This window comes from Pseudomonas anatoliensis, from assembly GCF_017976235.1.
In the GTDB taxonomy this organism is placed as follows: Bacteria; Pseudomonadota; Gammaproteobacteria; order Pseudomonadales; family Pseudomonadaceae; genus Aquipseudomonas; species Aquipseudomonas anatoliensis.
The window spans coordinates 61,825-83,477 of record NZ_JACVHC010000002.1 but is presented as its reverse complement, the minus strand read 5'-3'; the positions used below and the strand labels follow the sequence as shown (position 1 = coordinate 83,477).

At 55.9% G+C, this 21,653-nt stretch carries 24 protein-coding genes, 1 tRNA gene and 1 pseudogene; 11 read left to right on the top strand and 15 right to left on the bottom strand.

The window, feature by feature from the left end:
* Positions 1 to 16: 16 nt before the first annotated feature.
* Positions 17 to 101: transfer RNA gene (locus ICA16_RS05900), tRNA-Leu, on the top strand.
* 363 nt (positions 102 to 464) lie between these two features.
* Here the strand turns inward: ICA16_RS05900 and ICA16_RS05895 are convergent.
* The 3 genes and pseudogenes from ICA16_RS05895 to ICA16_RS05885 all read right to left on the bottom strand — a co-directional run bounded on the left by ICA16_RS05895 (position 465) and on the right by ICA16_RS05885 (position 1,399).
* Entirely contained in the window at positions 465 to 722 is a 258-nt protein-coding gene (locus ICA16_RS05895; RefSeq protein ID WP_210700213.1) for a bacteriocin immunity protein, read from the bottom strand.
* Positions 719 to 961 (bottom strand): annotated as a pseudogene (locus ICA16_RS28325) (HNH endonuclease signature motif containing protein); the annotation flags it as partial. The gene ICA16_RS05895 and the pseudogene ICA16_RS28325, both read right to left, overlap by 4 nt.
* Before the next feature lie 150 nt (positions 962 to 1,111).
* Positions 1,112 to 1,399, bottom strand: a complete 288-nt coding sequence (locus ICA16_RS05885) for a hypothetical protein (RefSeq protein ID WP_210554962.1) — start codon at positions 1,397 to 1,399, stop codon at positions 1,112 to 1,114.
* Between the two features lie 281 nt (positions 1,400 to 1,680).
* Here ICA16_RS05885 and ICA16_RS05880 point away from each other — a divergent pair, with 281 nt between their 5' ends.
* The gene (locus ICA16_RS05880; protein WP_210554961.1) at positions 1,681 to 2,010 is read left to right on the top strand and encodes a hypothetical protein; all 330 of its coding nucleotides are present in this window, start codon (positions 1,681 to 1,683) and stop codon (positions 2,008 to 2,010) included.
* A gap of 13 nt (positions 2,011 to 2,023) precedes the next feature.
* Here the strand turns inward: ICA16_RS05880 and ICA16_RS05875 are convergent, their stop codons facing one another.
* Positions 2,024 to 2,662 (bottom strand): hypothetical protein, encoded by a 639-nt coding sequence (locus ICA16_RS05875; protein ID WP_210700211.1) that lies wholly within the window; start codon positions 2,660 to 2,662, stop codon positions 2,024 to 2,026.
* 86 nt (positions 2,663 to 2,748) lie between these two features.
* Positions 2,749 to 3,498, bottom strand: a complete 750-nt coding sequence (locus ICA16_RS05870) for a hypothetical protein (protein ID WP_210554959.1) — start codon at positions 3,496 to 3,498, stop codon at positions 2,749 to 2,751.
* Positions 3,499 to 3,619: 121 nt separating this feature from the next.
* Here ICA16_RS05870 and ICA16_RS05865 point away from each other — a divergent pair, with 121 nt between their 5' ends.
* The 5 genes from ICA16_RS05865 (at position 3,620) to ICA16_RS05845 (ending at position 7,560) form a co-directional block, all read left to right on the top strand.
* Positions 3,620 to 3,994, top strand: coding sequence for a hypothetical protein (locus tag ICA16_RS05865; protein ID WP_150616416.1), 375 nt, complete (start codon positions 3,620 to 3,622; stop codon positions 3,992 to 3,994).
* Positions 3,995 to 4,103: 109 nt separating this feature from the next.
* On the top strand, positions 4,104 to 4,832 hold the full coding sequence (locus ICA16_RS05860) for a hypothetical protein (protein ID WP_210700210.1): 729 nt from the start codon (positions 4,104 to 4,106) through the stop codon (positions 4,830 to 4,832).
* Positions 4,833 to 4,903: 71 nt separating this feature from the next.
* Positions 4,904 to 6,823 carry an alkaline phosphatase D family protein gene (locus tag ICA16_RS05855; protein WP_210700209.1) on the top strand — a complete coding sequence of 640 codons (1,920 nt, stop codon included), beginning with the start codon at positions 4,904 to 4,906 and terminating at the stop codon, positions 6,821 to 6,823.
* A gap of 231 nt (positions 6,824 to 7,054) precedes the next feature.
* Positions 7,055 to 7,309, top strand: coding sequence for a type II toxin-antitoxin system prevent-host-death family antitoxin (locus ICA16_RS05850; protein ID WP_150604324.1), 255 nt, complete (start codon positions 7,055 to 7,057; stop codon positions 7,307 to 7,309).
* Entirely contained in the window at positions 7,306 to 7,560 is a 255-nt protein-coding gene (locus ICA16_RS05845; RefSeq protein ID WP_150604325.1) for a Txe/YoeB family addiction module toxin, read from the top strand. The genes ICA16_RS05850 and ICA16_RS05845 overlap by 4 nt, the downstream gene beginning before the upstream one ends.
* Here ICA16_RS05845 and ICA16_RS05840 read toward each other — a convergent pair.
* A complete protein-coding gene (locus tag ICA16_RS05840) occupies positions 7,557 to 8,741 on the bottom strand; it encodes an aspartate aminotransferase family protein (protein WP_210700208.1) in 1,185 nt (394 codons plus the stop codon). The genes ICA16_RS05845 and ICA16_RS05840 overlap by 4 nt on opposite strands.
* A gap of 102 nt (positions 8,742 to 8,843) precedes the next feature.
* Between ICA16_RS05840 and ICA16_RS05835 the strand changes: the two genes are divergently transcribed.
* Both ICA16_RS05835 and ICA16_RS05830 read left to right on the top strand, forming a co-directional pair.
* Positions 8,844 to 9,749: a LysR family transcriptional regulator gene (locus ICA16_RS05835; protein ID WP_210700207.1), complete on the top strand. Its 906-nt coding sequence runs from the start codon at positions 8,844 to 8,846 to the stop codon at positions 9,747 to 9,749.
* A 48-nt stretch (positions 9,750 to 9,797) separates the two neighbouring features.
* Positions 9,798 to 10,205, top strand: a complete 408-nt coding sequence (locus ICA16_RS05830) for a GNAT family N-acetyltransferase (protein ID WP_210700206.1) — start codon at positions 9,798 to 9,800, stop codon at positions 10,203 to 10,205.
* Here ICA16_RS05830 and ICA16_RS05825 read toward each other — a convergent pair.
* Entirely contained in the window at positions 10,167 to 11,048 is an 882-nt protein-coding gene (locus tag ICA16_RS05825; RefSeq protein ID WP_210700205.1) for an exonuclease domain-containing protein, read from the bottom strand. The genes ICA16_RS05830 and ICA16_RS05825 overlap by 39 nt on opposite strands.
* A gap of 109 nt (positions 11,049 to 11,157) precedes the next feature.
* Between ICA16_RS05825 and ICA16_RS05820 the strand changes: the two genes are divergently transcribed.
* A complete protein-coding gene (locus tag ICA16_RS05820; RefSeq protein WP_210700204.1) occupies positions 11,158 to 11,961 on the top strand; it encodes an HNH endonuclease in 804 nt (267 codons plus the stop codon).
* A gap of 437 nt (positions 11,962 to 12,398) precedes the next feature.
* Positions 12,399 to 13,103, top strand: coding sequence for a hypothetical protein (locus tag ICA16_RS05815; protein ID WP_150604329.1), 705 nt, complete (start codon positions 12,399 to 12,401; stop codon positions 13,101 to 13,103).
* 70 nt (positions 13,104 to 13,173) lie between these two features.
* Here the strand turns inward: ICA16_RS05815 and ICA16_RS05810 are convergent, their stop codons facing one another.
* From ICA16_RS05810 to hmpA, 8 genes are all read right to left on the bottom strand, one after another.
* Positions 13,174 to 13,665 (bottom strand): RidA family protein, encoded by a 492-nt coding sequence (locus ICA16_RS05810; protein WP_095191598.1) that lies wholly within the window; start codon positions 13,663 to 13,665, stop codon positions 13,174 to 13,176.
* 331 nt (positions 13,666 to 13,996) lie between these two features.
* The gene (cyoE, locus tag ICA16_RS05805; RefSeq protein ID WP_150604331.1) at positions 13,997 to 14,884 is read right to left on the bottom strand and encodes a heme o synthase; all 888 of its coding nucleotides are present in this window, start codon (positions 14,882 to 14,884) and stop codon (positions 13,997 to 13,999) included.
* A 10-nt stretch (positions 14,885 to 14,894) separates the two neighbouring features.
* Positions 14,895 to 15,230: a cytochrome o ubiquinol oxidase subunit IV gene (cyoD, locus tag ICA16_RS05800; protein ID WP_150592687.1), complete on the bottom strand. Its 336-nt coding sequence runs from the start codon at positions 15,228 to 15,230 to the stop codon at positions 14,895 to 14,897.
* The gene (gene cyoC / locus ICA16_RS05795; RefSeq protein ID WP_042560958.1) at positions 15,230 to 15,853 is read right to left on the bottom strand and encodes a cytochrome o ubiquinol oxidase subunit III; all 624 of its coding nucleotides are present in this window, start codon (positions 15,851 to 15,853) and stop codon (positions 15,230 to 15,232) included. Before cyoC ends, cyoD begins: the two co-directional genes overlap by 1 nt.
* Before the next feature lie 3 nt (positions 15,854 to 15,856).
* Entirely contained in the window at positions 15,857 to 17,887 is a 2,031-nt protein-coding gene (gene cyoB, locus ICA16_RS05790; protein ID WP_150604332.1) for a cytochrome o ubiquinol oxidase subunit I, read from the bottom strand.
* A gap of 3 nt (positions 17,888 to 17,890) precedes the next feature.
* A complete protein-coding gene (cyoA, locus tag ICA16_RS05785; protein WP_210700203.1) occupies positions 17,891 to 18,832 on the bottom strand; it encodes a ubiquinol oxidase subunit II in 942 nt (313 codons plus the stop codon).
* 825 nt (positions 18,833 to 19,657) lie between these two features.
* Complete coding sequence (locus tag ICA16_RS05780; protein WP_150604334.1) at positions 19,658 to 20,167, bottom strand: disulfide bond formation protein B; 510 nt, start codon at positions 20,165 to 20,167, stop codon at positions 19,658 to 19,660.
* A gap of 254 nt (positions 20,168 to 20,421) precedes the next feature.
* Positions 20,422 to 21,603 carry an NO-inducible flavohemoprotein gene (gene hmpA, locus ICA16_RS05775; protein WP_210700202.1) on the bottom strand — a complete coding sequence of 394 codons (1,182 nt, stop codon included), beginning with the start codon at positions 21,601 to 21,603 and terminating at the stop codon, positions 20,422 to 20,424.
* Positions 21,604 to 21,653: the final 50 nt, after the last annotated feature.

Below are 21,653 nucleotides of genomic sequence, written 5' to 3'. Positions count from 1 at the left end.
ACTTCGCCGCCATTGAGCCCTGATGGCGGAATTGGTAGACGCGGCGGATTCAAAATCCGTTTTCGAAAGGAGTGGGAGTTCGAGTCTCCCTCGGGGCACCAAAATTAAGAAAGGTCTTGCTTAGGCAAGGCCTTTTTTTTCGTCTGCGAAAAAGTGCTTTCCCCCTCCCCCATTCACTTTCGGCGCGGCGATGCCATGCGCTGCGTTGCCTACCATTAAGTCGATACGGTTCCCGGCTATTCAACTTCAAACCCTGCACCAATCGCCCGCCATCTACTTGTCACCTCAAGACCTATCGTCGACCGAAATGGGTATTACGCTTACTTAATAAGCGTCGGCCTAAGCGCATACTTCACGCATCACCTGTTGAAAGCTGGCTAAAAAAGTAAAGTAGCGTCACCTGAAAAAGGGCCCACCCGGGCCCTTTTTAGTTATTCTTACCTCCAATAGCCCCCTTCCCTACCTTACTCTTTAAAGCCTCGCAAACCCTGTGATGCGCGCCAGGCTTTGACGGTTTTGAGAATGCCTTTAGGCGAATCGTCTTGGCCATTTTCTGGGTAATAAATCCAGTCAGAGGCGGCTGGATTGCCAGTTACTTTAATGAAATTTTCCAGTAACTCGTCCTGATAGTTTTCGGTGCCAGCGGCGCTGCAGATTTCTTTGATCAGTTCGAGAAACTCGTCCTCCGAGTATTCGGAAAGGCTGTTTTTGACTGCGATCATTTCGAGCTCCGGTGTGTATCAATATGGTGTTTGGGTGTCATGGCGCTGAGGTTGTCGACTTCGTAAACCTCGCCACCTTCGGAAACTGGAATCCCGTGGTGAAGCTCAAAGGATCGGCGCTTACCCACGGTATCGATAGCGCGTGCTCGGGGCGCCATACCTTCAAGCATTCGGGCTTTATTGCTGTCGTTGAATTGGCTGGCGAGCTCCGCATCGTTCCCTACCGCAATCCAGAATGCCTTTCTGAAAGCGTCGAAGCTGCTAAAGCTCTTTCCCCTTAGCTGATCTGCGAACTCCGCTTGCGTTCAACATCTAACGTCGAGTTTGTGGGGGCACAACTCCGATACCCATTCGACCGGGCCTGTACCCGTAACCCTTATCGAACGGGGCTATTTAATTCTGCATCTCTCAACATCATCCTGCGTTCTCAGCGCTGTATCGAGCCCCAGTCGATACCGACAGTAATCGATGATCATTTTCCGCTCCTCGTCCGTAAGCCGTTCCACTTGCCTGATCTTCCCGTCGTTGGCGTGGATGTTGTAGAACCTCATCTGCCACGTCGGATGCTTTTTGATAAACAGGATGGTTTCAATGTCACCGTCTTCAAGGGCTTGGTAGTAGCCGCTGTAGAGCATAGCCCCCATCACGAGCGCCGCCCCGACCAGTAACTTTTTCATCCTTGCGGTGCCGATGGTCGCAACTGCTGCGTTTTGGATTCGGTTATTTGTGCCATGCATGACTCCCTGTCAGCGATTTTAGCAATGGAGAATTTATCAGAACTGCTTTGAATGCAGCGTCACCACTCTCGAGTCCTGACTGTACCGAAAGGGGCGGTATCGTTGTTGATCACTCCCCCGAATGCAGTCGGATACGTATAATCGCGCCCGTCCCCGGTGCAGCGTTGGCTGCCCCCAGAACCCTCATCTCTTGTTACGAAGGACATCGCAAAAGGCACCCCATGGAAACGTCACTGGAAACAGTCGCCCTCTTCTCCCTCAAGCTCGCTTACGAGGAAGAAGGCCTGAGCCCGATTTTGCGGGACGACATGGTCATGGGTGATTACCAGAAGGACATTTTCGAGTTGCTGGTGCGGCGGGGTGATGTCGAGACCATTCAGTTGAAGATGAATGAGTGTCTTGGTCTGGCAATGGACGCCTTGGGCGGTGTCGAGAAGCCTTTGGGGCGTGAGTTGCATAAACTATCCGCCGACTTCCGTCAGGCGCAATCGCTGGAGCAGCTTGATCAGCCGCTCCTTGCACTCAAGGGTTACTTGAAAGACATTCTTTGAGATTCAAGCGTCATCAGGCGCGGGAAGAACTGGCTTTGGGATCTTCATGAGTCCAATAAAGGTTATAGGCCAGAAATATTGCAAGCAAAAGCAGCATGACGGCAATTGCAAACATCCCGTAAAACGCTGTGTCATTTTTAGTTAACGAACTTTTGGGTACCTCTGTGAGTGGCGACAACTCAACCGCTCCTTCGGAATGGACTGAAGATATTTTGTCCAGCGCCTTCTCCGCCGAATCATTCAGCCACGCCCTGATATAGACCGATTCTCCAGGGGCGAGCTTCTCAATGATCACGTTAGCTCCATCCCGGATTTCATAGGCCTTGGATCTTTCGGGTTCGACGGTGATCAGTCGGGCTGTCGGGAAGGTCACTCGGATGTCAGCCGCCGATTTATTGCCCTCATTATGCAATCCGGCGTAAGCAATGGAATTTATTCCGGAGTACTTGACGACGTCTGAGTAACTGGCTTCCAACAACTTTCTGTCACCGCTCTCATCGAAAACAGATGTCAATGAAGGGGGAAAATTGAAATCCGAGACACTGTACGCCAATGACACTTCTGCCTTTGGCACTTTATAAGTAGCGTACCCTTGGTACAACCCGGACAAAACAGCAGCACCCGCGATTATGTTCCATATGATCTTTAACATCGACGCTCCAAAAACTCATTACATTTATCTTTTTACAGGAGTTCTAAAGTAGCAACTCCTGGAAAACAGTTGCCCAGCCACACTAGCTAACGCAGTAACTTCAGCACCCGAATGTCTGTCGGGAAGCCATCCGCGCCTGCAAGCTTCTTCCACCCCACATACTGAAACTCGCCTTTCTCATCAATGTAGTCACCCTTCTCCACCGCTCGACCGCCCACCACCGCCACGCGCTTTACCTCTCCACACCCACCATCCGACGGCCGAACGGTGTAGATCACATACGGATTCACATATTGCGTGGCGCGGAAGTACTGGCCACAGACTTCGTCGACGGTGATCAGCATGGTTTTCAGGCGTGCTTCGCCTTCGGTGTCTTCGTGCAGTTTCAGGAAGGAGATATCGCCGACGTCGCTGAAGCCGAGGGAGCGGGCGCGTTGGTATTCGGGGGAGTTCTGGTGGGCGATTCTGCCTTCCTGTACGCCACGCTCCATTTTGGCGGCGAACTCGGCTTTGCCTTGGGCAATCGTCGCTTCGGCCTGGGCGGCGACGTTTTCGCATTGCGCGAATTCGCGGGAGCCGAGGTTTTGCGGGGCCAGGTTCGAGCGGCGTTGAGCCATGGACCGCAGGCTGCCTTCCAGATCAAACATCACCTCAAAAGCACCCGGAACCCGACCGCTCTGGACGTCGGCCATTTTTTCCTGCATACGCTGGCAATTGGCGAAGTAATAGTCCCAACTGTTTTGCGGATTTTCTTGCACTGCGGCGATGGCCGGGCTCATGCCGGCGGCGAAGGAAAGTCCGCAGAGCAAGCGTAAGGCTGACGTGATAGTCGACATGTGTAGTCCATTACGGGAATCAAGTGAGTGGCGCGACGCTACTATTTTGCTATCTTGCCGTCCACTGTCGGTGAGGGTGCCAACAGCCTCAACCAGTGTCGATTTAAAAGGGAAGAATACGATGGATTGGGCGGTTTTCTTTTTGGCTTGGGCGGCAATGTGGGTGTGGGTCGTCCGGCATCGGGGGGCGTGGAATCTGATAGTCGCCAATGCGTTGGGCGCCGCCAGCGGCATGATGGTGGGTCTGGTCTTCTCGGAGCTTTACATCGGACTGCTCGGATCAGCTCGCCCGCCCCGTCCAGAGGGCATGTGGACGGTGTTTGAATTCCTGACCATCGCCGCGGCTCTGGCGGGTGCATGGATGTGGGTGGCGCGCCGCTCAGGGATTGAACATCCGATCGCACGTCAACTTCTCGCAGGCGTTTGCGGCGTTGTGGCCGGCGTGACTGTATTGATGTTTTTCGCTCAAATAGTCCACCCCGGCCATTTGATGTAAATGTCCTCGTGGCACCAGACTTCTATTTTGATATCTTGCCGCCCATCGTCAGGGCTCATCATCGCGGTGCGCTGTTTTCAGGATTTTGAAGGTTTAAGGAAAGGATCAAATGGAGTTTCTGCGTTTTCTGGCGTTTGTCGCGGCCTGGGGTTTCATGTGGCGCTGGGTGGTCAAGAACCGTGGCAGCTGGAATATTTTCTACGGCAACATTGTTGGCGCAGCCGGTGGTTTTATTGTGGCCATGGTGGTGCTGTCGATCACCTTGTCGCTGTTTCCTTCTTCACAGGATTACGAAACCGTGCAGACGCAGGAGGCCGAACCTACTTCGCTGTTGCCCGAAGCCGAATCAGTCACCCCTCCTGCTGCGCTGAAAGATGCGCCGGTGTTTGCCGCCATCGAACCGGATGACAAGCCTTCGCCCGCCGACTCTGCCTTGCTGCCGAACTACGCCAGCCGAGCGCCGAAGTCGATGGCGGTACAAACCGTGCTCGACCAAAGTGACGATGAGGGGCGCAAAGCCCTCGCGGCGTTGAGCAAAAAGTTTCGCAGTGACGCACAAGCCGACAAGTCGATGCTCGCGTATGTCATGTGCAGCCCGTACGTTACCGGCACATTGCGCTTCCCCGCCTCGGCTCGCTTTGCTGACAGCAAGACCCTCGTCAGCCATCGCTTCAAGGATCAGGTTTACACCTTCAGCAACACCGTCATCGCTCGCAACATGACCGGCGACGATGTCACTTACCGTTTCGATTGCTCCTTGCAAGAGCTGCCGAGAGTTGACGCGACACCGCCCGAATGGCGTCTGCTCGGTCTGAAACTGCAAAAAGCCGACTCTTAAGCCTCGCTTAAGCGTTCAAGGCGCCGGCTGCGCTATCATCGCCGGCCGTGCGCCTTGAGTCTCGTCCCCGGATGTCCCCAACACTTGATGAACTGACCCCGCTGCCTCCGGTTTTGGCCGGCCCGTTGTTGCGACGGCTGGAGCCCAAGCGACTGGTGCTGTGGCTGGTTGGCACGCGCCAACTGTCGCTGACTTTGCGCGTGCAAGGTGTAGGAGACATTCCTCTCGATGCCGAGAAATGCACGGTCATTCCCGTAGGCACTCGCGCATTCGTTCATCTCATTGATGTCAGCCTCGAAAACGCCCTGCCCCTCGACGAGTTTGTCGGTTACGACGTGTTGATTGAAGGCGACGCTTGCATCGCCGATTGGGCGCCGCATCTGTTGTATGGCGACGCCAAGTGCCCAAACTTCGTGGTGCGTTCGCGGATCGACCAGTTGCTGCACGGCTCTTGCCGCAAGCCGCATCATCCGGCGGTGGATGGTTTACTCTGCGTCGACCAACTGTTAGCCGTCGAAACCGACCCGCAACAGCGCCCGGCGCTGCTGATGATGAGCGGTGATCAGGTCTACGCCGATGACGTCGCCGGGCCCACGCTGCGAGCGATTCATGCGTTGATCGGACGCCTCGGCCTGTTCGACGAACACCTCGAAGGCGCCGTGGTCAGCGACAGCGCCAAGCTCTACGACCATCCGGCGAGCTACTACCATCGTGCAGATTTGTTACCCGCGCTTGAGAGCAACGAGACATTGCGCGAGCGATTTTTCGGCGGTGCGCGTAAGCCGATTTTCACCAGCAGCAGCGCCGACAATCATCTGGTGACGTTTGCCGAAGTCATGGCGATGTACTTGCTGGTGTGGTCGCCGGTGGCATGGGCGTTGATCAATCCGACAGCGCCAACGCTGACGCCCGAGCGCCTCAAGCGCTACAACCTCGAACAGACGCGTATCGACGCCTTCAAGGCCGGTTTGGACAACGTCGCCCGGGCGCTGGCGCATCTGCCGAGCCTGATGATTTTTGACGATCACGACATTACCGATGACTGGAATCTGTCCGCGCAATGGGAGGAAACGGCCTACGGCCATCCGTTCTCCAAACGCATCATCGGCAATGCGTTGATCGCCTACATGTTGTGCCAGGGCTGGGGCAATAACCCGGACGCTTTCAAGGATGTGCTGGAGAAAACCCGAGGTCTGATCGCCAGCGGCGATGACCATTACCTCGACAGTCCGGTGCAGGATGATCTGATTGATGAGCTGCTGCGCTTTCAGCACTGGCATTTCGTGCTGCCCACCAGCCCGGCGCTTGTGGTCATCGACACCCGGACCCGACGCTGGCGCAGCGAAATGGCGCTCAAGCAACCATCAGGACTGCTCGACTGGGAAGCGTTGAGCGAACTGCAGCAGGAGTTGCTCGATCACCCGTCGGCGATCATCGTTTCACCCGCGCCGATCTTCGGTGTGAAGCTGATTGAAACCGTGCAAAAGATCTTTAGCTGGTGCGGTTTTCCACTGCTGGTCGATGCCGAAAACTGGATGGCCCACCGGGGCGCCGCGCAGGTGATCCTGAACATTTTCCGACACTCGCGCACGCCGGGAAACTACGTGGTGCTGTCCGGCGATGTGCATTATTCCTTCGTCTACGAAGTACTTATCCGACACCGCAAGGCCGGCCCGCGAATCTGGCAGATCACCAGCAGCGGCATCAAGAACGAGTTCCCGCCTACGCTGCTGGAGTGGTTTGATCGCCTCAACCGCTGGCTCTACTCACCCCGCTCACCGCTGAACTGGTTCACCAAACGCAGACTTATGCGCATCGTGCCGTACACGCCAGAACATGCTGAAGCCGGCGAACGGTTATGGAATTCGGCGGGGATCGGTCAGGTGTTTTTCAATGAACAGGGACAGCCGCGAGAGATCATTCAGCACAACTCGAACGGCGCGCCGAAGACGCGGATGATGGCGCCGGATTTGGCGGATTATCCGGACTGATCGCCTGTCCTTTTCCTACAGTGAGAATGTGAGATGACGACAGCTGGACGGTTTCTTGATGCATGGGACCGCAGATTAGGATTACAACCTTCTCAGAAACGTCTCCAGAGTTCTTGAGTGATACTAAACCTGCTCGCAGTCAGCCCGTCTGCGAAACAACCACTAGTAGGTATCGCCTTGTCATCATGTACTCATTTCTGTACGTTCTTTGCATACAGCGAGGACTACTTCATGCAAACCATCAACTACACCACCGCCCGTGCGCACTTGGCCGAGACGATGGATCGCGTCAACGAAGATCGAGCCCCTCTTCTTGTTACCCGGCAAAAAGGTGAGCCCGTTGTAATGATGTCGCTGGCTGAGTACAACGCACTCGAGGAAACAGCCTACCTGCTGCGCTCCCCCGCCAACGCCGAGCGGCTAATCAAATCGATTGGCGAAGAGCGCGCCGGTAAAGCCCAAGTAAGGCAATTGATCGAAGAATGAAAATCGAGTTCACGCCAACAGGCTGGGAAGACTATTTATGGTTTCAGCAGAACGACAAGGCCGGGCTCAAACGCATCAACCTGTTGATCAAAGCAATTCAGCGCCAGCCCTTTGAAGGTGTGGGTAAGCCTGAGCCGCTCAAGCACAACATGAGCGGCTTATGGTCTCGACGGATTACTGCCGAGCATCGCTTGGTGTACAAGATCGACAATGGTGAAGTCTGCGTCTTCACGTGCAGATATCACTACTAACCAGCCGCAAAGCTATTACCCAACGTCCGCCCAACGCCACGAACAATCATCCCCACCTCCCGCTCATCAATCGTCAGCGGCGGCAGCAGCCGTATCGTCTTGCCGCGCGTGACGTTGATCAGCAGCCCATGATCCCGCGCTGCGATCAGTGTCAGATCCCGAATCGGCTGTTTCAGCTCGATGCCGATCATCAATCCCTGCCCACGAATCGCCAGCACATTGGGGTTGTCCGCCAGTTCTGCGCGTAACCGCGTCAACAGGCGCTCACCCTGCACTTGGGCGTTCTCCAGCAGGCCTTGTTCTTCGATGATATCCAGCACAGTACAGCCAACCCGACAGGCCAATGGGTTTCCGCCAAACGTGCTGCCATGACTGCCGGGCGTAAACAGATCCGCCGCCCTGCCGCGTGCCAGACACGCACCGATCGGCACGCCATTGCCGAGTCCTTTGGCCAACGTCATGACGTCCGGGACGATGCCTTCGTGCTGGAACGCAAACCACTGGCCAGTGCGGCCGATGCCGGTCTGGATCTCGTCAAGCATCAGCAGCCAGGCACGCCGATTACAGATGTCGCGCAGGGCTTTCAGGTAACCGGGCGGCGCCAGTTGCACGCCGCCTTCGCCCTGAATCGGCTCGACCAGAATCGCCACGATCCGCTCGCCGTGCTTGCGCTGAACCTGTTCCAGCGCGGCGAGATCACCGAACGGCACTTTGACGAAATCACCCGGCAGTTCACTGAAGCTCGAACGCACCGCCGGCCCGTCGCTGGCAGACAGCGTGCCGAGGGTGCGGCCATGAAACGCGTTGGCCATCACCACCACCAGCAGTTGCTCGATGCCTTTGCGCCAGCCGTAGAGCCGTGCCAGTTTCAGTGCAGTTTCATTGGCCTCGGCCCCGGAATTGTTGAAGAACGCCCGCTCCATCCCCGACAGTTCGGTCAACCGTTTTGCCAATTGCTGCTGCCAATCGATGCTGTACAGATTTGATGTGTGTAGCAGCAGTCCGGCCTGCTCGCTAATCGCCGATACGATCCGTGGGTGCGAGTGGCCGACGTTGGTCACGGCGACACCAGCGACCGCATCCAGATATTCGCGGCCAGCCTGATCCCACAGACGTGTGCCCAGCCCCTTGGTGAAGCTCAGGGCCAGCGGTTGGTAAGTGTTCATCAGGGCGGCGGTCATGACTTCAAACTCCAGTGAAGGTCGGTGTGTTTGCAGTATGGTTAGCCACCAGAACTGGATAAACTCGGTATAACTTCAATCATTTAGAAGCTGAGCTTGATAATGGATTTGTTCCAGTCGATGAACGTCTACGTCAAAGTCGTTGAAGCCGGAAGCATGACGGCGGCCGCGTTGCAGTGCGATATGTCGACGACGATGGTAGGAAATCATCTGCGCGCGCTGGAGCAACGGCTCGGTGTGCAATTGCTGCAACGCACCACCCGGCGGCAACGGCTTACCGAATTCGGCAGCGTTTACTACCAGCGTTGTCTGGATGTATTGGGGCTCGTGGCGGACTCCGAACGCCTCGCCGAACAGGCGCTCGATGAGCCGCGCGGCATCCTGCGCATTACCGCGCCGCTGACCTTCGGCGTTGAACGGCTGGCCCCGGCACTGAGTGAATATTCGCTGCAATGGCCGAAGGTCAAACTCGACGTGGTGCTGACCAACAGCCGTCCGGATCTGCTGGAAAGCGGCCTCGACGTTGCCTTTCGACTGGGCCACTTCGAGCAGTCCAACCTGATTGCCCGGCCGCTGATCGATTACACCCTGACCGTATGCGCATCGCCGGAATATGTCGCACGACGCGGCATGCCGCTTACGCCGCAAGAATTGCAGCAGCACGACTGCCTGGCCTTCGCCTACCCCACTGGCGATGACTGGCAATCGGTAGAGAAAAGCTGGCGCCTAAGCGGCCCGGAAGGGGAAATCATGGTCGACGTCAGCGGCCCGATGCTGATCAACAGCTCCGCCGGTTTGCATCAGGCCGCACGCACCGGCATGGGCATCGTGATGCTGCCCGATGCACTGGTGGAACAGGATCTGCGCGACGGCAGACTGGTGACGGTCATCCCTGAATACCAGCCGCCAAGCCGCCCATTGCACCTGCTTTACGCCCCGGATCGGTATCGATTGCCCAAGCTTCGGCGCTTTGTCGAGTTTGCGATGAGGGCTTGGGGTAGATCCTGATTCAGAAAACTATCCTCGAATGATCACCGACAAGGAGTCGCCCCACCGATGAACAACAACCCGAACGTACGCGACATGCTGCCGGCCGAAGTAGAGTCGGTTCGACAGTTCCTTGGGCAAAATGGCTGGGGACACCGGACTGGGTCCAGCGAGTACTTTGCGCAACTTGCCAGGAATTCCCAACGCACTGCCGTCGCACTGGATGGCGAACAGATCATCGGCTTCGCTCGCGGCATCACCGATAGCTTGTCCAATGGTTACCTGTCGATGGTCGTGGTCGACGGGCAACATCGACGCCGAGGGATTGGCCGGGCATTGGTCGAGCACATCATGGGCGACAACCCCGACATCACTTGGGTGCTGCGGGCTGGCCGTGAAGGTGCGGAGGCGTTTTTTGCCGGTCTGGGGTTTGAGACCTCAGTGATCGCGATGGAGCGGACTCGTACTCGCTACTGAAATCGAGTTTGCCATCAGAGCAATAAAATCACTTTCTTTCAGTATTCGGATGTTGTGGCCACTTAAGATTAGTTGTTCTGCTTTCAGATGTTTCGCGCTTTTTTCTTTGCCGGCCAATCTAACGACATCCTGATCACCGACGACCAGAAGCGTAGTCTTTTGAGTCACCCCGCTACCCACAGCACACCCACAATTCAACGCCATCGCTTCAGCTTCTTTTCTGACCAGGCTCAGACTTCCGGTGAAACAAATCACCTCATCCAGCAAAATTCCGTCCAGATTCTGCGCAACCTCAACCCCAATGAGTAGCGGCTGACTAATACGCTGCCGCCAATCAGAGACACTAATTCCAGTAGCCTGCACCGCCGCTAGCAGGATGTATCCCGCCGCTTTGGCATCTTCGAGAGCATCATGATGTTGAAACGAGTAACCGATGTGCGCCGCGACACTTTTGAGGCCATACCCCTTACTCGAGAACTGCTGCCAGCTCCTCCGGGCAACTCTTGCCGAATCCAGCCAATCGATATTCATCTTCGGCAAACCATATTTAGTAAAAGCTCGATCAAGGGATATCCGATCAAAATGGGTATGACATACGCAGATAGCTCCTTCGAGATAGCTACGGAGCAATCCGACAATGTCCAAAAGTCTCGGCGCGTCCCTGACATCGTGTTCGTCGATACCGTGAATACCAATGTTGATCTCACTAAAGTAATCCTCTGGATCGACCAGCGTTTTCCATTCTTTAGTGAGCACTCCATTCTCAAAACAAGCGATACCGATCTGACAGATCGATGCCATATCGGCATTAGCGGTTTCAACGTCGATCGCTACAAAATTCATCTGAAAATCTCCATGTCGAACCTGATACATCATCCCATGACGGATACCGCTTAGAATTCCAATATGCCATCATCCAGTCTCATATGTAAAAAGCACAGGGAGTGGCGAGATGAAGATCAATCAAGAAGAGCGCGCAGCACGCGCATGGCCAATTTTGACAGGGCATGCGATTCAAGGAACGGCGCTGACTTACGGTGAATTGGGAGCGCTTCTCGGCATCCATCACCGGGCATGTCGATATGTCTTGTTAGAGATTCAAGACTATTGTCTGGAAAATGACTTCCCACCTCTGACAATGGTTGTAGTGAACAGCGGCACAAAAACTCCCGGGCAAGGTTGTGTCGTGCACGACTATCGATTGATTGCGCAACAACGGACGGAGGTTCAACAATTTCCGTGGAATGCTCAGGAAAATCCCTTCGGTTACGCGGTACTAGGCTTTACCGGGGAGCAGTTGGCCAACGAGCTTCTGCAAAGCCCATCCAGTGCAGGCGAGATCTATTCGATGGTAAAAGTGCGAGGGAAAATTCAACGTCTTTTCAGAACAGCCCTCCTTAAAGCTTATGGATATCGATGCGCATTGACTGATACGACCTTTACACAGGTCCTGGAGGCTTGTCACATCCTGCCCTGGAGCCAAAGTACCGAGACAGAAAGGCTCGATGTACGAAACGGCATCTTATTGAACGCCAATCACCACAGATTGTTTGACCGGGGAATCATCACCTTGGATCTGAACCTGAATCTCATTTATGGCGATATGGAACTAGAAGACGGCCCTTACACTGAAAGCGATCACAATCTTTCTACCCGGCTTCATGGGCGATCAATCAACTTGCCCACGCCACTCAATCTGGCTCCCGGGACTGATTATTTGAAAAGAAGCCACAAGTGGTATGGATGGGAACTTTAAGGTCTCCAATCCGTAGGCCTGGCATGGAGGGCTTTGCTTAGCGTCCTGCCGCCGAAACTCCAAGCTTCATCTTTCCAAGCGTGTGTTTTGCTGCTGCATTTCCTGTTTGCTATGAGTAGCTACTTCACTTATCTAGCTAAGGCGTGTCCGGAGCGGGCGCAGCTTCGGATTTGCTGCTGATCAAATCGGCACTATCAGGTTCAGTTTGCGGGCTGATAGCCTTCAATTGCTTTAGCGTTACTGGCTAGTGCAGAGCCTTTGCAAACAACAGGCCCGATTGGCTACGCCACCTTCGATTGGCGGGAACACGCAAAAAATAATCCGCACCGCCAGCCCGTTGCTCCGTGACAACGTCGCCCCGCTCCCCTAAATTAGTCGACCTGAAAAAGCCCCGTGCTTGCTCATCTCCACTCAAGTTAAAAAGTAGTGAAATTTCAATGTCCGATTTCAACACCGCTGAATCCGTAGTCACCGAATCGTCCAAAGCGGAATACGAAAACTCCATCAATCTTTCACAACACCTGCCACAAGCCAAAATCATCAGCGAGATGGTGCTGGACGCGTTCCAGTCGAGCCGCGAGAGCGACCAGATCCGTGAACTGCGCACGGCGATCCGTGAAGCTCACGACCGCTTCGATGACGACAAGGCCTACGAACTGATGGGCGAACTCAAGAGCCTCAAGGATGCCGAGGCTGCCGACATCGCCGCCCTCGAAGACCTGAGCAGCAAGTTCTCGATCGGCCGCATCCTCTCCAGCTTCAAGGACGATCCGGCTTTCCAGGAAATCGTTTACGGCCTGGCGCTCAAAGTGCTGAATCAGACCCATCAGGCGATCAGCAACCCGAGTGGCGGCAAGAGCAAAGCGGCACGTGCGAAGAAAGAAGTCGAAATCTTCACCATCAGCAAGGATGGCAGCAGCGTGACCCTGCCATTGCGCACGCCACGATCGCGCCTGAATGTTGACCGTGAAGCGCTGGAGTTCCTTGGTTTCACCTTCGTCGGTGAAGGTGAGGAAGCCGAAGTCGATGGCGAAACATTCGTCGACAATGCTGGCACCGAACACGCCGTGAATCGCAAGAACATCATCACCGCCCTGCAACAGCAGACCGCGTTTGATGGTTACAGCATCGCCGCGCAGTAATCTGGCCACGCTGACGGAAAAGCCCCGCGCTGAGTGATCAGGCGGGGCTTTTTGTTTTCCGGCGCGAGGATTATGCGCCCGAGTGCAACGCCACAATCATGTCGACTTCAATCGCCGCATTCTTCGGCAACTGATAGACACCCACCGTGGTGCGCGTGTGCCGACCAGCATCGCCGAGCACATGGCTGAACACATCCGACGCGCCGTTGGCCACTTCACTCAGGTCAACAAAGTCAGGCGTGGACTTTACGTACACCGTGACCCGCAACAGCGCCCGGATCTTGTCCAGCGAACCGACTGCATCGACGATCAGCGCCAGACAACGCATCGCGCTGATGCTCGCGGCGGCTTGCGCATCCTTGAGCGTCAACTCCAGGCCCACCCGACCGGGATACTGAATCTTGCCGTGAGTGCGTGGCACCATGCCGCTGATGTACAGCTCATCGTGATGACGGATCAGCGGCGCGTAATTGCCACCGGCTGTGTTCTCACCGTAGATGTCGTAGTTCAGCTCTTGTGCCAGGGCAATGAAGCGTTCGTCGCAGGTCATCCTTTCAGTCATTTCGCCCAGCCTCGTTATCGGTGCATGAAAAACAGTTGAGCATCCGGGAAATGGCATGGCGCTATCACTGTCCTGGTTGGATCCGAATCTAGGGTTTTTACTCCGATACCGCAACTAAACCCTGTAGGAGCTGCGGCACGCTGCGATCTTTTGATTTTGATTGTAGTTTTAAAGATCAGAATCAAAAGATCGCAGCGTGCCGCAGCTCCTACAAAGGTATCGCGTGGAGGTGGTACCTGCTCGCGATTGATGGCGCCTCAATCACCGAAAGTCAGCCAACAAAAAACCCCGCACATCTCTCGATGGCGGGGTTTTTGTACAACCTGAAACCTTACGGCGCGTACGTCAGCAACAACTCGCTCGGCACCTTGAAGTCCAGGGACATCATGACGCTCAACGCAGTGATGGTGAAGATCGAGAACACGAACAGCTTGCGTGCCCAGACGGTGTCATCCACTGCCTTGTAACCGGTCCAGGCCATGTACAACCAGTACATGCCCATCGCGGCGGCGACGGCGAGGTAGCTCATGCCGGCGTAGCCGCTGAAGGTCAGCATCAAGGTCGCCACGAGGAACGCCAGGATGTAGAGCAGGATGTGCTTCTTGGCCACTTGAATCCCGCGCTTCACTGGCAGCACCGGAATCGATGCGGCCAGGTAATCGTTGAAGCGGAAGATCGCGATGGCGTAGGAATGCGGCATCTGCCACAGGCTGAACATCACCAGCAGGACCAGCGCGGCCATGTCGAAGCTATTGGTTACAGCGACGTAACCGATCACTGGCGGCATGGCGCCCGACAGACTACCCACCAGCGTGCCGTGTACCGACTTGCGCTTGAGGTACAGGCTGTAGAAGCCGACGTAGATCACGAAGCCGATTACCGCGAACAGGGCGGCCAACGGATTGGCCACCTTGTACAACAATGCAACGCCGAGAACACCAAGGATGGTCGCGTAGATCAGGGCCAGTTTCAGGGAGATCAAGCCCTGGACCAGCACCCGGTTCTTGGTGCGTTCCATCTTAAGGTCGATGTCGCGGTCGATGCAGTTGTTGAACACGCAACCGGAGGCTACAACCAGGGAGGTGCCGATCATGGCTGCCAGAAACACCGCCAGATCGACATGCCCTTTCGAGGCCAGGAAGAACCCGCCTGCCACAGAAAGCACGTTACCGAAAATGATCCCCGGTTTGGTGATTTGGATAAAGTGCTTGAGCGACATCGGGTCTACCTCACTTCGCCATCATGTACGTGTGGATGCTGAACATGATCCACAGCGACAGGCCAACCAGCAGCACGATCACGATGGCCGTGAAGACGAACGCAATCACGTTGTTACGCTGAGCAATGGAACGGTCCAGGTGCAGGAAGTAATACAGGTGAACAATCACCTGGATCACTGCGAACAGCAGGACGATTGCCAGAGTCGTCATCTTCGGCAAGGTCGGGTACATCACCAGGCCGAACGGGATGACGGTCAGGATCACCGACAGAATGAAGCCAATGGCGTACGACTTGGCGCTGCCGTGGCCAGCATCATGGCTGTCATGGGAGTGTGCGTTAGCCATTACAGAGTCCCCATCAGGTAAACAACGGTGAATACGCAGATCCACACCACGTCCAGGAAGTGCCAGAACAGGCTCAGGCAGCTCAGACGGGTCTTGTTGGTCGCCGTCAGGCCGTGCTTGTTGACCTGGTACATCATGATGCCCATCCAGATCAGACCTGCGGATACGTGCAGACCGTGGGTACCGACCAGGGTGAAGAACGCGGACAGGAAGCCCGAACGGCTAGGACCGAAGCCCTCGGAGATCAGCAGGTGGAACTCGTTGATCTCCATGGCGATGAAGCCAGCGCCGAGCAGGAAGGTCATGAACAACCAGCCCAGAACCTGCTGCTTCTTGCCTTTGTACAACGCCAGCATGGCGAAGCCGTAGGTGATCGAGCTGAACAACAGCAGAGCGGTTTCGCCCAGCACGTATGGCAGTTCGAAGATGTCGTGGCCCGACGGGCCACCGGCAACGTTGTTTACCAGTACCGCGTATACCGCGAAGATCGACGCAAACAAAATGCAGTCGGTCATCAGGTAGAGCCAGAAACCGTATACGGTCATCTCGCCCGAATCGTGGTGATGGTCATCGTGCCCATGTTCACCATGGGCGTGTCCAGCATTGGTCACTAAATTCGACATGGTTTAAGCCTGTTCCAACGAGGTTTCAACACGGGTGGCACCGGCCGGGATTTTCCCTGCCGCGACCAGACGCTTGTGCTGCTCGGCTTCGATGCGCTCGATCGTTTCAACCGGAACCATATAGCCCTGGTCGTCACGTGCAGCGTGGATCACGAAGTAGACGACAGTGCCTACCAGGCTCGCGATTGCCAGCCACCAGATGTGCCAGATCATGGCAAAACCGAAGACGGTCAACAGCGCGCCCATCACAACGCCAGTGGCGGTGTTGTTCGGCATGTGGATCGGCTCGTACTTGGCCGGACGCTGGTACGCGGTACCGTCTTCCTTGGCTTCGGTGAACGGGTCGATGCAGTCAGCCTTAGGCAGCACAGCGAAGTTGTAGAACGGCGGTGGCGACGAGGTCGACCATTCCAGGGTGTGTGCATTCCACGGATCACCGTGTTCGCACATGTTCTCTGGCTTGTTGCGGTCACGCACACTGACGTACAGCTGAATCAGTTGGCAGGCGATACCGACAGCGATCATCACCGCACCGAACATGGCAACGTACAGGTACGGTACCCACTCAGGGTTGGTGGTGGCGTTCAGACGACGGGTCATGCCCATGAAGCCCAGTGCATAGAGCGGCATGAACGCGACGAAGAAGCCCGAGATCCAGAACCAGAACGCTGCTTTACCCCAGCCTTCGTGCAGCTTGAAGCCGAACGCTTTCGGGAAGTAGAACGCGAAACCTGCGATGTAACCGAATACCGCACCGCCGATGATCACGTTGTGGAAGTGAGCGATCACGAACAGGCTGTTGTGCAGAACGAAGTCAGCACCCGGGATGGCCAGCAGTACGCCGGTCATGCCGCCGATGGCGAAGGTCACCATGAAGCCCAGAGTCCACAGAACCTGGCTGGTGAAGCGCAGACGGCCCTGGTAGATGGTGAACAGCCAGTTGAATAGCTTCACACCCGTCGGGATGGAAATCAGCATCGTCGCCAGACCGAAGAAGGCGTTGACGCTGGCACCCGAACCCATGGTGAAGAAGTGGTGCAGCCAAACCATGAAGCCCAGTACCGAGATCGCGCCCGAGGCGTAGATCATCGAGTGGTGGCCGAACAGTTTCTTGCCGGTGAAGGCCGAGATGACTTCCGAGAAAATGCCGAATGCCGGCAGGATCAGGATGTATACCTCAGGGTGGCCCCACGCCCAGAACAGGTTGACGTACATCATTGGATTGCCACCAAGTTCATTGGTGAAAATGTGGAAATCCATGTAACGGTCAAGGGTCAGCAGTGCCAGGGTAGCGGTCAGGATCGGGAACGAAGCCACGATCAGAACGTTTGCCCAGGTGCAGGTCCAGGTGAAGATCGGCATGTCCATCAGTTTCATGCCAGGGGTACGCATTTTCAGCACGGTGGCGAGGAAGTTAACCCCCGTCAGCGTTGTACCTAACCCGGATAACTGTAGCGCCCAGATGTAGTAATCCATCCCCACGCCCGGACTGTATTGCAGGCCCGACAGCGGCGGATAAGCAACCCAACCGGTCTTGGCGAATTCGCCAACGCCCAGCGACAGGTTGATCAGCACAACGCCCGATACCAGCAGCCAGAAGCTCAGGGAGTTCAGGAACGGGAAGGCAACGTCACGCGCGCCGATCTGCAGCGGCACTGCAAGGTTCATCAGGCCGGTGAAGAATGGCATCGCCATGAAGATGATCATGATCACACCGTGAGCGGTGAAGATCTGGTCATAGTGTTCAGGTGGCAGGTAGCCAGGCGAACCCTCGGTGGCCATGGCCAACTGGGTACGCATCATGATGGCGTCGGCAAAACCGCGCAGCAGCATGACCATGGCGACGATGATGTACATCACGCCGATTTTCTTGTGGTCAACCGAGGTCAACCACTCGGTCCACAAGTAGGTCCACTTCTTGAAGTAGGTGATTGCAGCGAACAGCGCCACGCCACCGAGCGCGATCATGGCGATGGTAATCATCACGATCGGTTCGTGGAACGGGACCGCTTCCCAACTTAATTTACCAAACATCGTTTACTCCTCTGCCCCGGCAGCTGAATGCGAACCCGCGTCAATATCCGTGGCCGCCACTTCTTTCTCTTTCTTCTCGTGCTTCAGCGGCTTGCCCGGCTTCATACCTTCGTACTTGTCGACGATGATCTGGAACTGGTTCGGCGTGACCGACGAGTAGAGCTCGACTGGGTTGTTCTGGCTCGGTTTGGCAAGGGCTGCGTATTCAGCTTGATCAAGCTGTTTAGGTGACTTCTTGACTTCGCTTACCCAGGCGTCGAAATCTTCCTGAGTCGTCGAGATGGCTTTGAACTTCATGCCGGTGAAACCCGCGCCGCTGTAGTTGGCGGAGATACCGTCCATTTCAGCGTTGCGGTCAGCGATCAGGTGCAGCTTGGTCTGCATGCCCGCCATCGCGTAGATCTGGCCGCCCAGGCCCGGGATGAAGAACGAGTTCATCACGGCGTCGGAGGTGATCTTGAAGTTGATTGGCGTGTGCGCCGGGAACACGATCTTGTTGACCGTGGCAATGCCTTGTTCCGGGTAGATGAACAGCCACTTCCAGTCCAGCGCAACCACTTCGATGGTGATCGGCTTGACGTCGGATTCGATTGGACGATACGGGTCCAGTTCGTGGGTCGAAATGTAGGTGATGTAACCCAGCGCGATGATGATCAGAACCGGAATGGTCCAGACGGCCACTTCGATCTTGGTCGAGTGCGACCATTTCGGCGTGTAGATGGCGTCTTTGTTGGAGGCGCGATACTTCCAGGCAAACAGGAAGGTCATGACGATAACCGGCACGACGACCAACAGCATCAGCAGGGTCGCGGTGATGATCAGGTTGCGCTGTTCCAGGCCGACCTGGCCCGTTGGATTGAGCAGGGTCATGTTGCAGCCTCCCAGCAACAACGTGCCGAGCAGCGGCACTAGGCCTAGTAATCTGGGGTACCTGTTTTTACTCATCTCACGACCTCTAAAGCAGCTTGCGCAATGCAGTTGGGTTTTGATCGCCAACACTTCACCCTGCCAAGGGTTGGCATTTTCTTTGGATTGAATAAGGGCCGCCCGTCGCGCGTCAGACGCTCGACAAAACCTGGGACAGCGGTAAGTTCTTATTCGAATTCGTGGTCAAAGGCCTTGTTACAGACCAATTCCATTTGGTGCGGAAAGTTGGAAGGCACCGACACCTGGGTGTCTTGAAAGCCTTACAGCCTGCTCGACACCCGACTTCCTGCCCGCCTCCTTAATGAAGGCTGAACAGCGCCGGGAATTCAGTGCGGGCGATTGTAGATAGGTAGCGCCCTATACACCATGTCTTATCCCGAAATAATTTTTATCCGTTCAAGCAACAATCCATCGCCATTTTTGCAAAAGTGCCGCATGTTATCGAAATAAATTCTCAACAAAAACGCCAAGATTTGTAGGTGTACCCGCCTCAGTTCAGACAGCTCTGAAGGCTTTTTCAGAGGACCGGATCGGCGCAAAGCCCGATACCCCAAGGCTTCTGGCCATTTGCCCGCGCTTGTTAAAACTGCCTGATCTGGCACACGCGTTCAAAAGCCCAAAAACACCGAAACTGACCAATCCTTTTTTGTAACAGTGCGCCAATCCGGGTAGGTGGATCGGCTTGCGCCACCGCCTGTGTGACAACATGTCGCACACCTGCCACACCCTTCCTTGCCGTTCGTCACGGTGTTTTCACAAACACTCTGAAATGCAAAACGCCCCGATCTGCTGAACCGCAAATCGGAGCGTTTTCTGTATCGGCAAGCGATCCGAAAAGTTGACTCAGCGCAGGGCTTTTCGATTACGCAAGGTCAGCAACGGCACCAGGATCACCACCAGCACGAACGCTACCAGCGCCCATTGCGCCAGCGACAGACCGAGGACTGGCGGGTACGGCGTCGAGCAGAAACCGTCGACCTGGAACCCTAGCGGGAAGATCTTCGCCAGCGGCAGATCATCAACAATCGGCTGCAATACATCGATGCCACAGCTAATCGCCGGATAGAACTGGGTGTACACGTGGTGCCCGGCGACTGCCGCCCCGGCAATCGCACAGATCACCACCAGTACTTCGAATACGGTGATGCTGCGCCGAGTGCGCGTGGCCGCACCGATAAAGGCGAACAGCGCGATCAGCAGCAACGCATAACGCTGCAGGATGCACAGTGGGCACGGCGCCTCGCCGAGCACGATCTGCATGTACAGCGCGCCGCCGATCAACGCCAGGCAGATGATGCCCAGCAAAACCAGAAAGCGCCGCTCACGACCCAATCGAATTGTTTCCTCGCTCATCGCGTTTCCCTTATATGTCCATGGTTCAGCCGTCTGGCGACTGAAAGTTGTCGCAAGTCTACACCGGGGAAATAAACGATAAAGCGGTTAAGGAACCATTAATTCAAAGGGATTTTTGCAAATCAGAACCGTGTAACGGCTATCGCGAGCAGGCTCACTCCTACAATGGATATGCATCGCCCACAAATTCTGTGAGCAATACAAAACCTGTAGGAGTGAGCCTGCTCTCGATCCAGACGACTCGGTCTTAGCAGTTACTCCAAAGCAGCAGCCGGCCCGAAGAACTCATACCGGCTCTGTTTCTCCGGCACACCCAGCGCTTTCAGATGCCGCTTGATCGCGCTCATGAAACCTTTTGGCCCAAGGAAGTAGGCGTCGACATCACGCTGCTCCGGCAGCCATTGAGCGAGCAACTCCTGGCTCAGCATCCCGACCTTGTCCGCTGCCGGGCTCACGCCGTCGTCTTCGGCGTAGCAGTAGAAACGCTTGAGTTGCGGATGACGCGCAGCCAGGCCGTCGATCCAGTCGCGGAACGCATGCACACTGCCATTGCGCGCGCAGTGGATAAAGTGCACCGGGCGCTTGGTTTCCAGCGCTGCTTCGAGCATCGCCAACGTCGGAGTAATGCCGACGCCGCCGCTGATCAGCACCAGTGGTTTGTCGCTGGCAGCCAAGGTGAACTCACCCGATGGCGGAAACAGTTGAATGCTCGCGCCGACATGCAACTGATCGTGCAAGTGATTGGATGCACGACCACCCGGTTCGCGTTTGACGCTGATACGGTACTGACCTTTATTCGCCAGCGCCGACAGCGAATAGTTGCGGCGGATCTCTTCGCCATCCAGCACCAGTTTCATGCCGATGTACTGACCCGGTTCGGCCGCCAGAATCGGGCCTTTGTCCGCAGGTTCAAAGTAGAAGGACGTGATTTCCGCGCTCTCCTCGACCTTGGCCGCAACGATGAATTCGCGCGCCCCGCGCCAGCCACCAACGGCTTGCTCTTTCTGATCGTAGATGGCGGTTTCGGCGCCGATCAGGATGTCGGCCAGTTGCCCGTACGCCGCGCCCCAGGCACTCATCACTTCTGGCGTGGCGATCTCTTCGCCAAGCACTTCTGAGATGGCGCGCAACAGGCACGCACCGACAATCGGGTAGTGCTCCGGCAGGATCTGCAAGGCGACGTGCTTGTTGATGATCTTCGCCACCAGATCGCCCAACTGGTCGAGCTGATCGATGTGGCGGGCGTACATCAACACGCCGTTGGCCAGCGCACGCGGCTGGTCGCCGCTGGCCTGGTGCGCCTGGTTGAACAATGGGCGCACTTGCGGGTATTCGGAGAGCATCATGCGGTAGAAGTGCGTGATCAGCGCCTCACCGCCGCTTTCCAGCAGAGGCACGGTGGATTTGACGATGGCACGATCCTGGACGCTAAGCATAAGGGTGACTCCTGAGCTTTCTTTGAAAAGTTAACGTGGCTTTATCAGTT

Bases quoted from the DNA above. Each gene is read 5' to 3' on its own strand.
- ICA16_RS05895 (WP_210700213.1), bottom strand. From the start codon at position 722: ATGATCGCAGTCAAAAACAGCCTTTCCGAATACTCGGAGGACGAGTTT.
- ICA16_RS05885 (WP_210554962.1), bottom strand. From the start codon at position 1,399: ATGAAAAAGTTACTGGTCGGGGCGGCGCTCGTGATGGGGGCTATGCTC.
- ICA16_RS05880 (WP_210554961.1), top strand. From the start codon at position 1,681: ATGGAAACGTCACTGGAAACAGTCGCCCTCTTCTCCCTCAAGCTCGCT.
- ICA16_RS05875 (WP_210700211.1), bottom strand. From the start codon at position 2,662: ATGTTAAAGATCATATGGAACATAATCGCGGGTGCTGCTGTTTTGTCC.
- ICA16_RS05870 (WP_210554959.1), bottom strand. From the start codon at position 3,498: ATGTCGACTATCACGTCAGCCTTACGCTTGCTCTGCGGACTTTCCTTC.
- ICA16_RS05865 (WP_150616416.1), top strand. From the start codon at position 3,620: ATGGATTGGGCGGTTTTCTTTTTGGCTTGGGCGGCAATGTGGGTGTGG.
- ICA16_RS05860 (WP_210700210.1), top strand. From the start codon at position 4,104: ATGGAGTTTCTGCGTTTTCTGGCGTTTGTCGCGGCCTGGGGTTTCATG.
- ICA16_RS05855 (WP_210700209.1), top strand. From the start codon at position 4,904: ATGTCCCCAACACTTGATGAACTGACCCCGCTGCCTCCGGTTTTGGCC.
- ICA16_RS05850 (WP_150604324.1), top strand. From the start codon at position 7,055: ATGCAAACCATCAACTACACCACCGCCCGTGCGCACTTGGCCGAGACG.
- ICA16_RS05845 (WP_150604325.1), top strand. From the start codon at position 7,306: ATGAAAATCGAGTTCACGCCAACAGGCTGGGAAGACTATTTATGGTTT.
- ICA16_RS05840 (WP_210700208.1), bottom strand. From the start codon at position 8,741: ATGACCGCCGCCCTGATGAACACTTACCAACCGCTGGCCCTGAGCTTC.
- ICA16_RS05835 (WP_210700207.1), top strand. From the start codon at position 8,844: ATGGATTTGTTCCAGTCGATGAACGTCTACGTCAAAGTCGTTGAAGCC.
- ICA16_RS05830 (WP_210700206.1), top strand. From the start codon at position 9,798: ATGAACAACAACCCGAACGTACGCGACATGCTGCCGGCCGAAGTAGAG.
- ICA16_RS05825 (WP_210700205.1), bottom strand. From the start codon at position 11,048: ATGAATTTTGTAGCGATCGACGTTGAAACCGCTAATGCCGATATGGCA.
- ICA16_RS05820 (WP_210700204.1), top strand. From the start codon at position 11,158: ATGAAGATCAATCAAGAAGAGCGCGCAGCACGCGCATGGCCAATTTTG.
- ICA16_RS05815 (WP_150604329.1), top strand. From the start codon at position 12,399: ATGTCCGATTTCAACACCGCTGAATCCGTAGTCACCGAATCGTCCAAA.
- ICA16_RS05810 (WP_095191598.1), bottom strand. From the start codon at position 13,665: ATGACTGAAAGGATGACCTGCGACGAACGCTTCATTGCCCTGGCACAA.
- cyoE (WP_150604331.1), bottom strand. From the start codon at position 14,884: ATGTCGCTCAAGCACTTTATCCAAATCACCAAACCGGGGATCATTTTC.
- cyoD (WP_150592687.1), bottom strand. From the start codon at position 15,230: ATGGCTAACGCACACTCCCATGACAGCCATGATGCTGGCCACGGCAGC.
- cyoC (WP_042560958.1), bottom strand. From the start codon at position 15,853: ATGTCGAATTTAGTGACCAATGCTGGACACGCCCATGGTGAACATGGG.
- cyoB (WP_150604332.1), bottom strand. From the start codon at position 17,887: ATGTTTGGTAAATTAAGTTGGGAAGCGGTCCCGTTCCACGAACCGATC.
- cyoA (WP_210700203.1), bottom strand. From the start codon at position 18,832: ATGAGTAAAAACAGGTACCCCAGATTACTAGGCCTAGTGCCGCTGCTC.
- ICA16_RS05780 (WP_150604334.1), bottom strand. From the start codon at position 20,167: ATGAGCGAGGAAACAATTCGATTGGGTCGTGAGCGGCGCTTTCTGGTT.
- hmpA (WP_210700202.1), bottom strand. From the start codon at position 21,603: ATGCTTAGCGTCCAGGATCGTGCCATCGTCAAATCCACCGTGCCTCTG.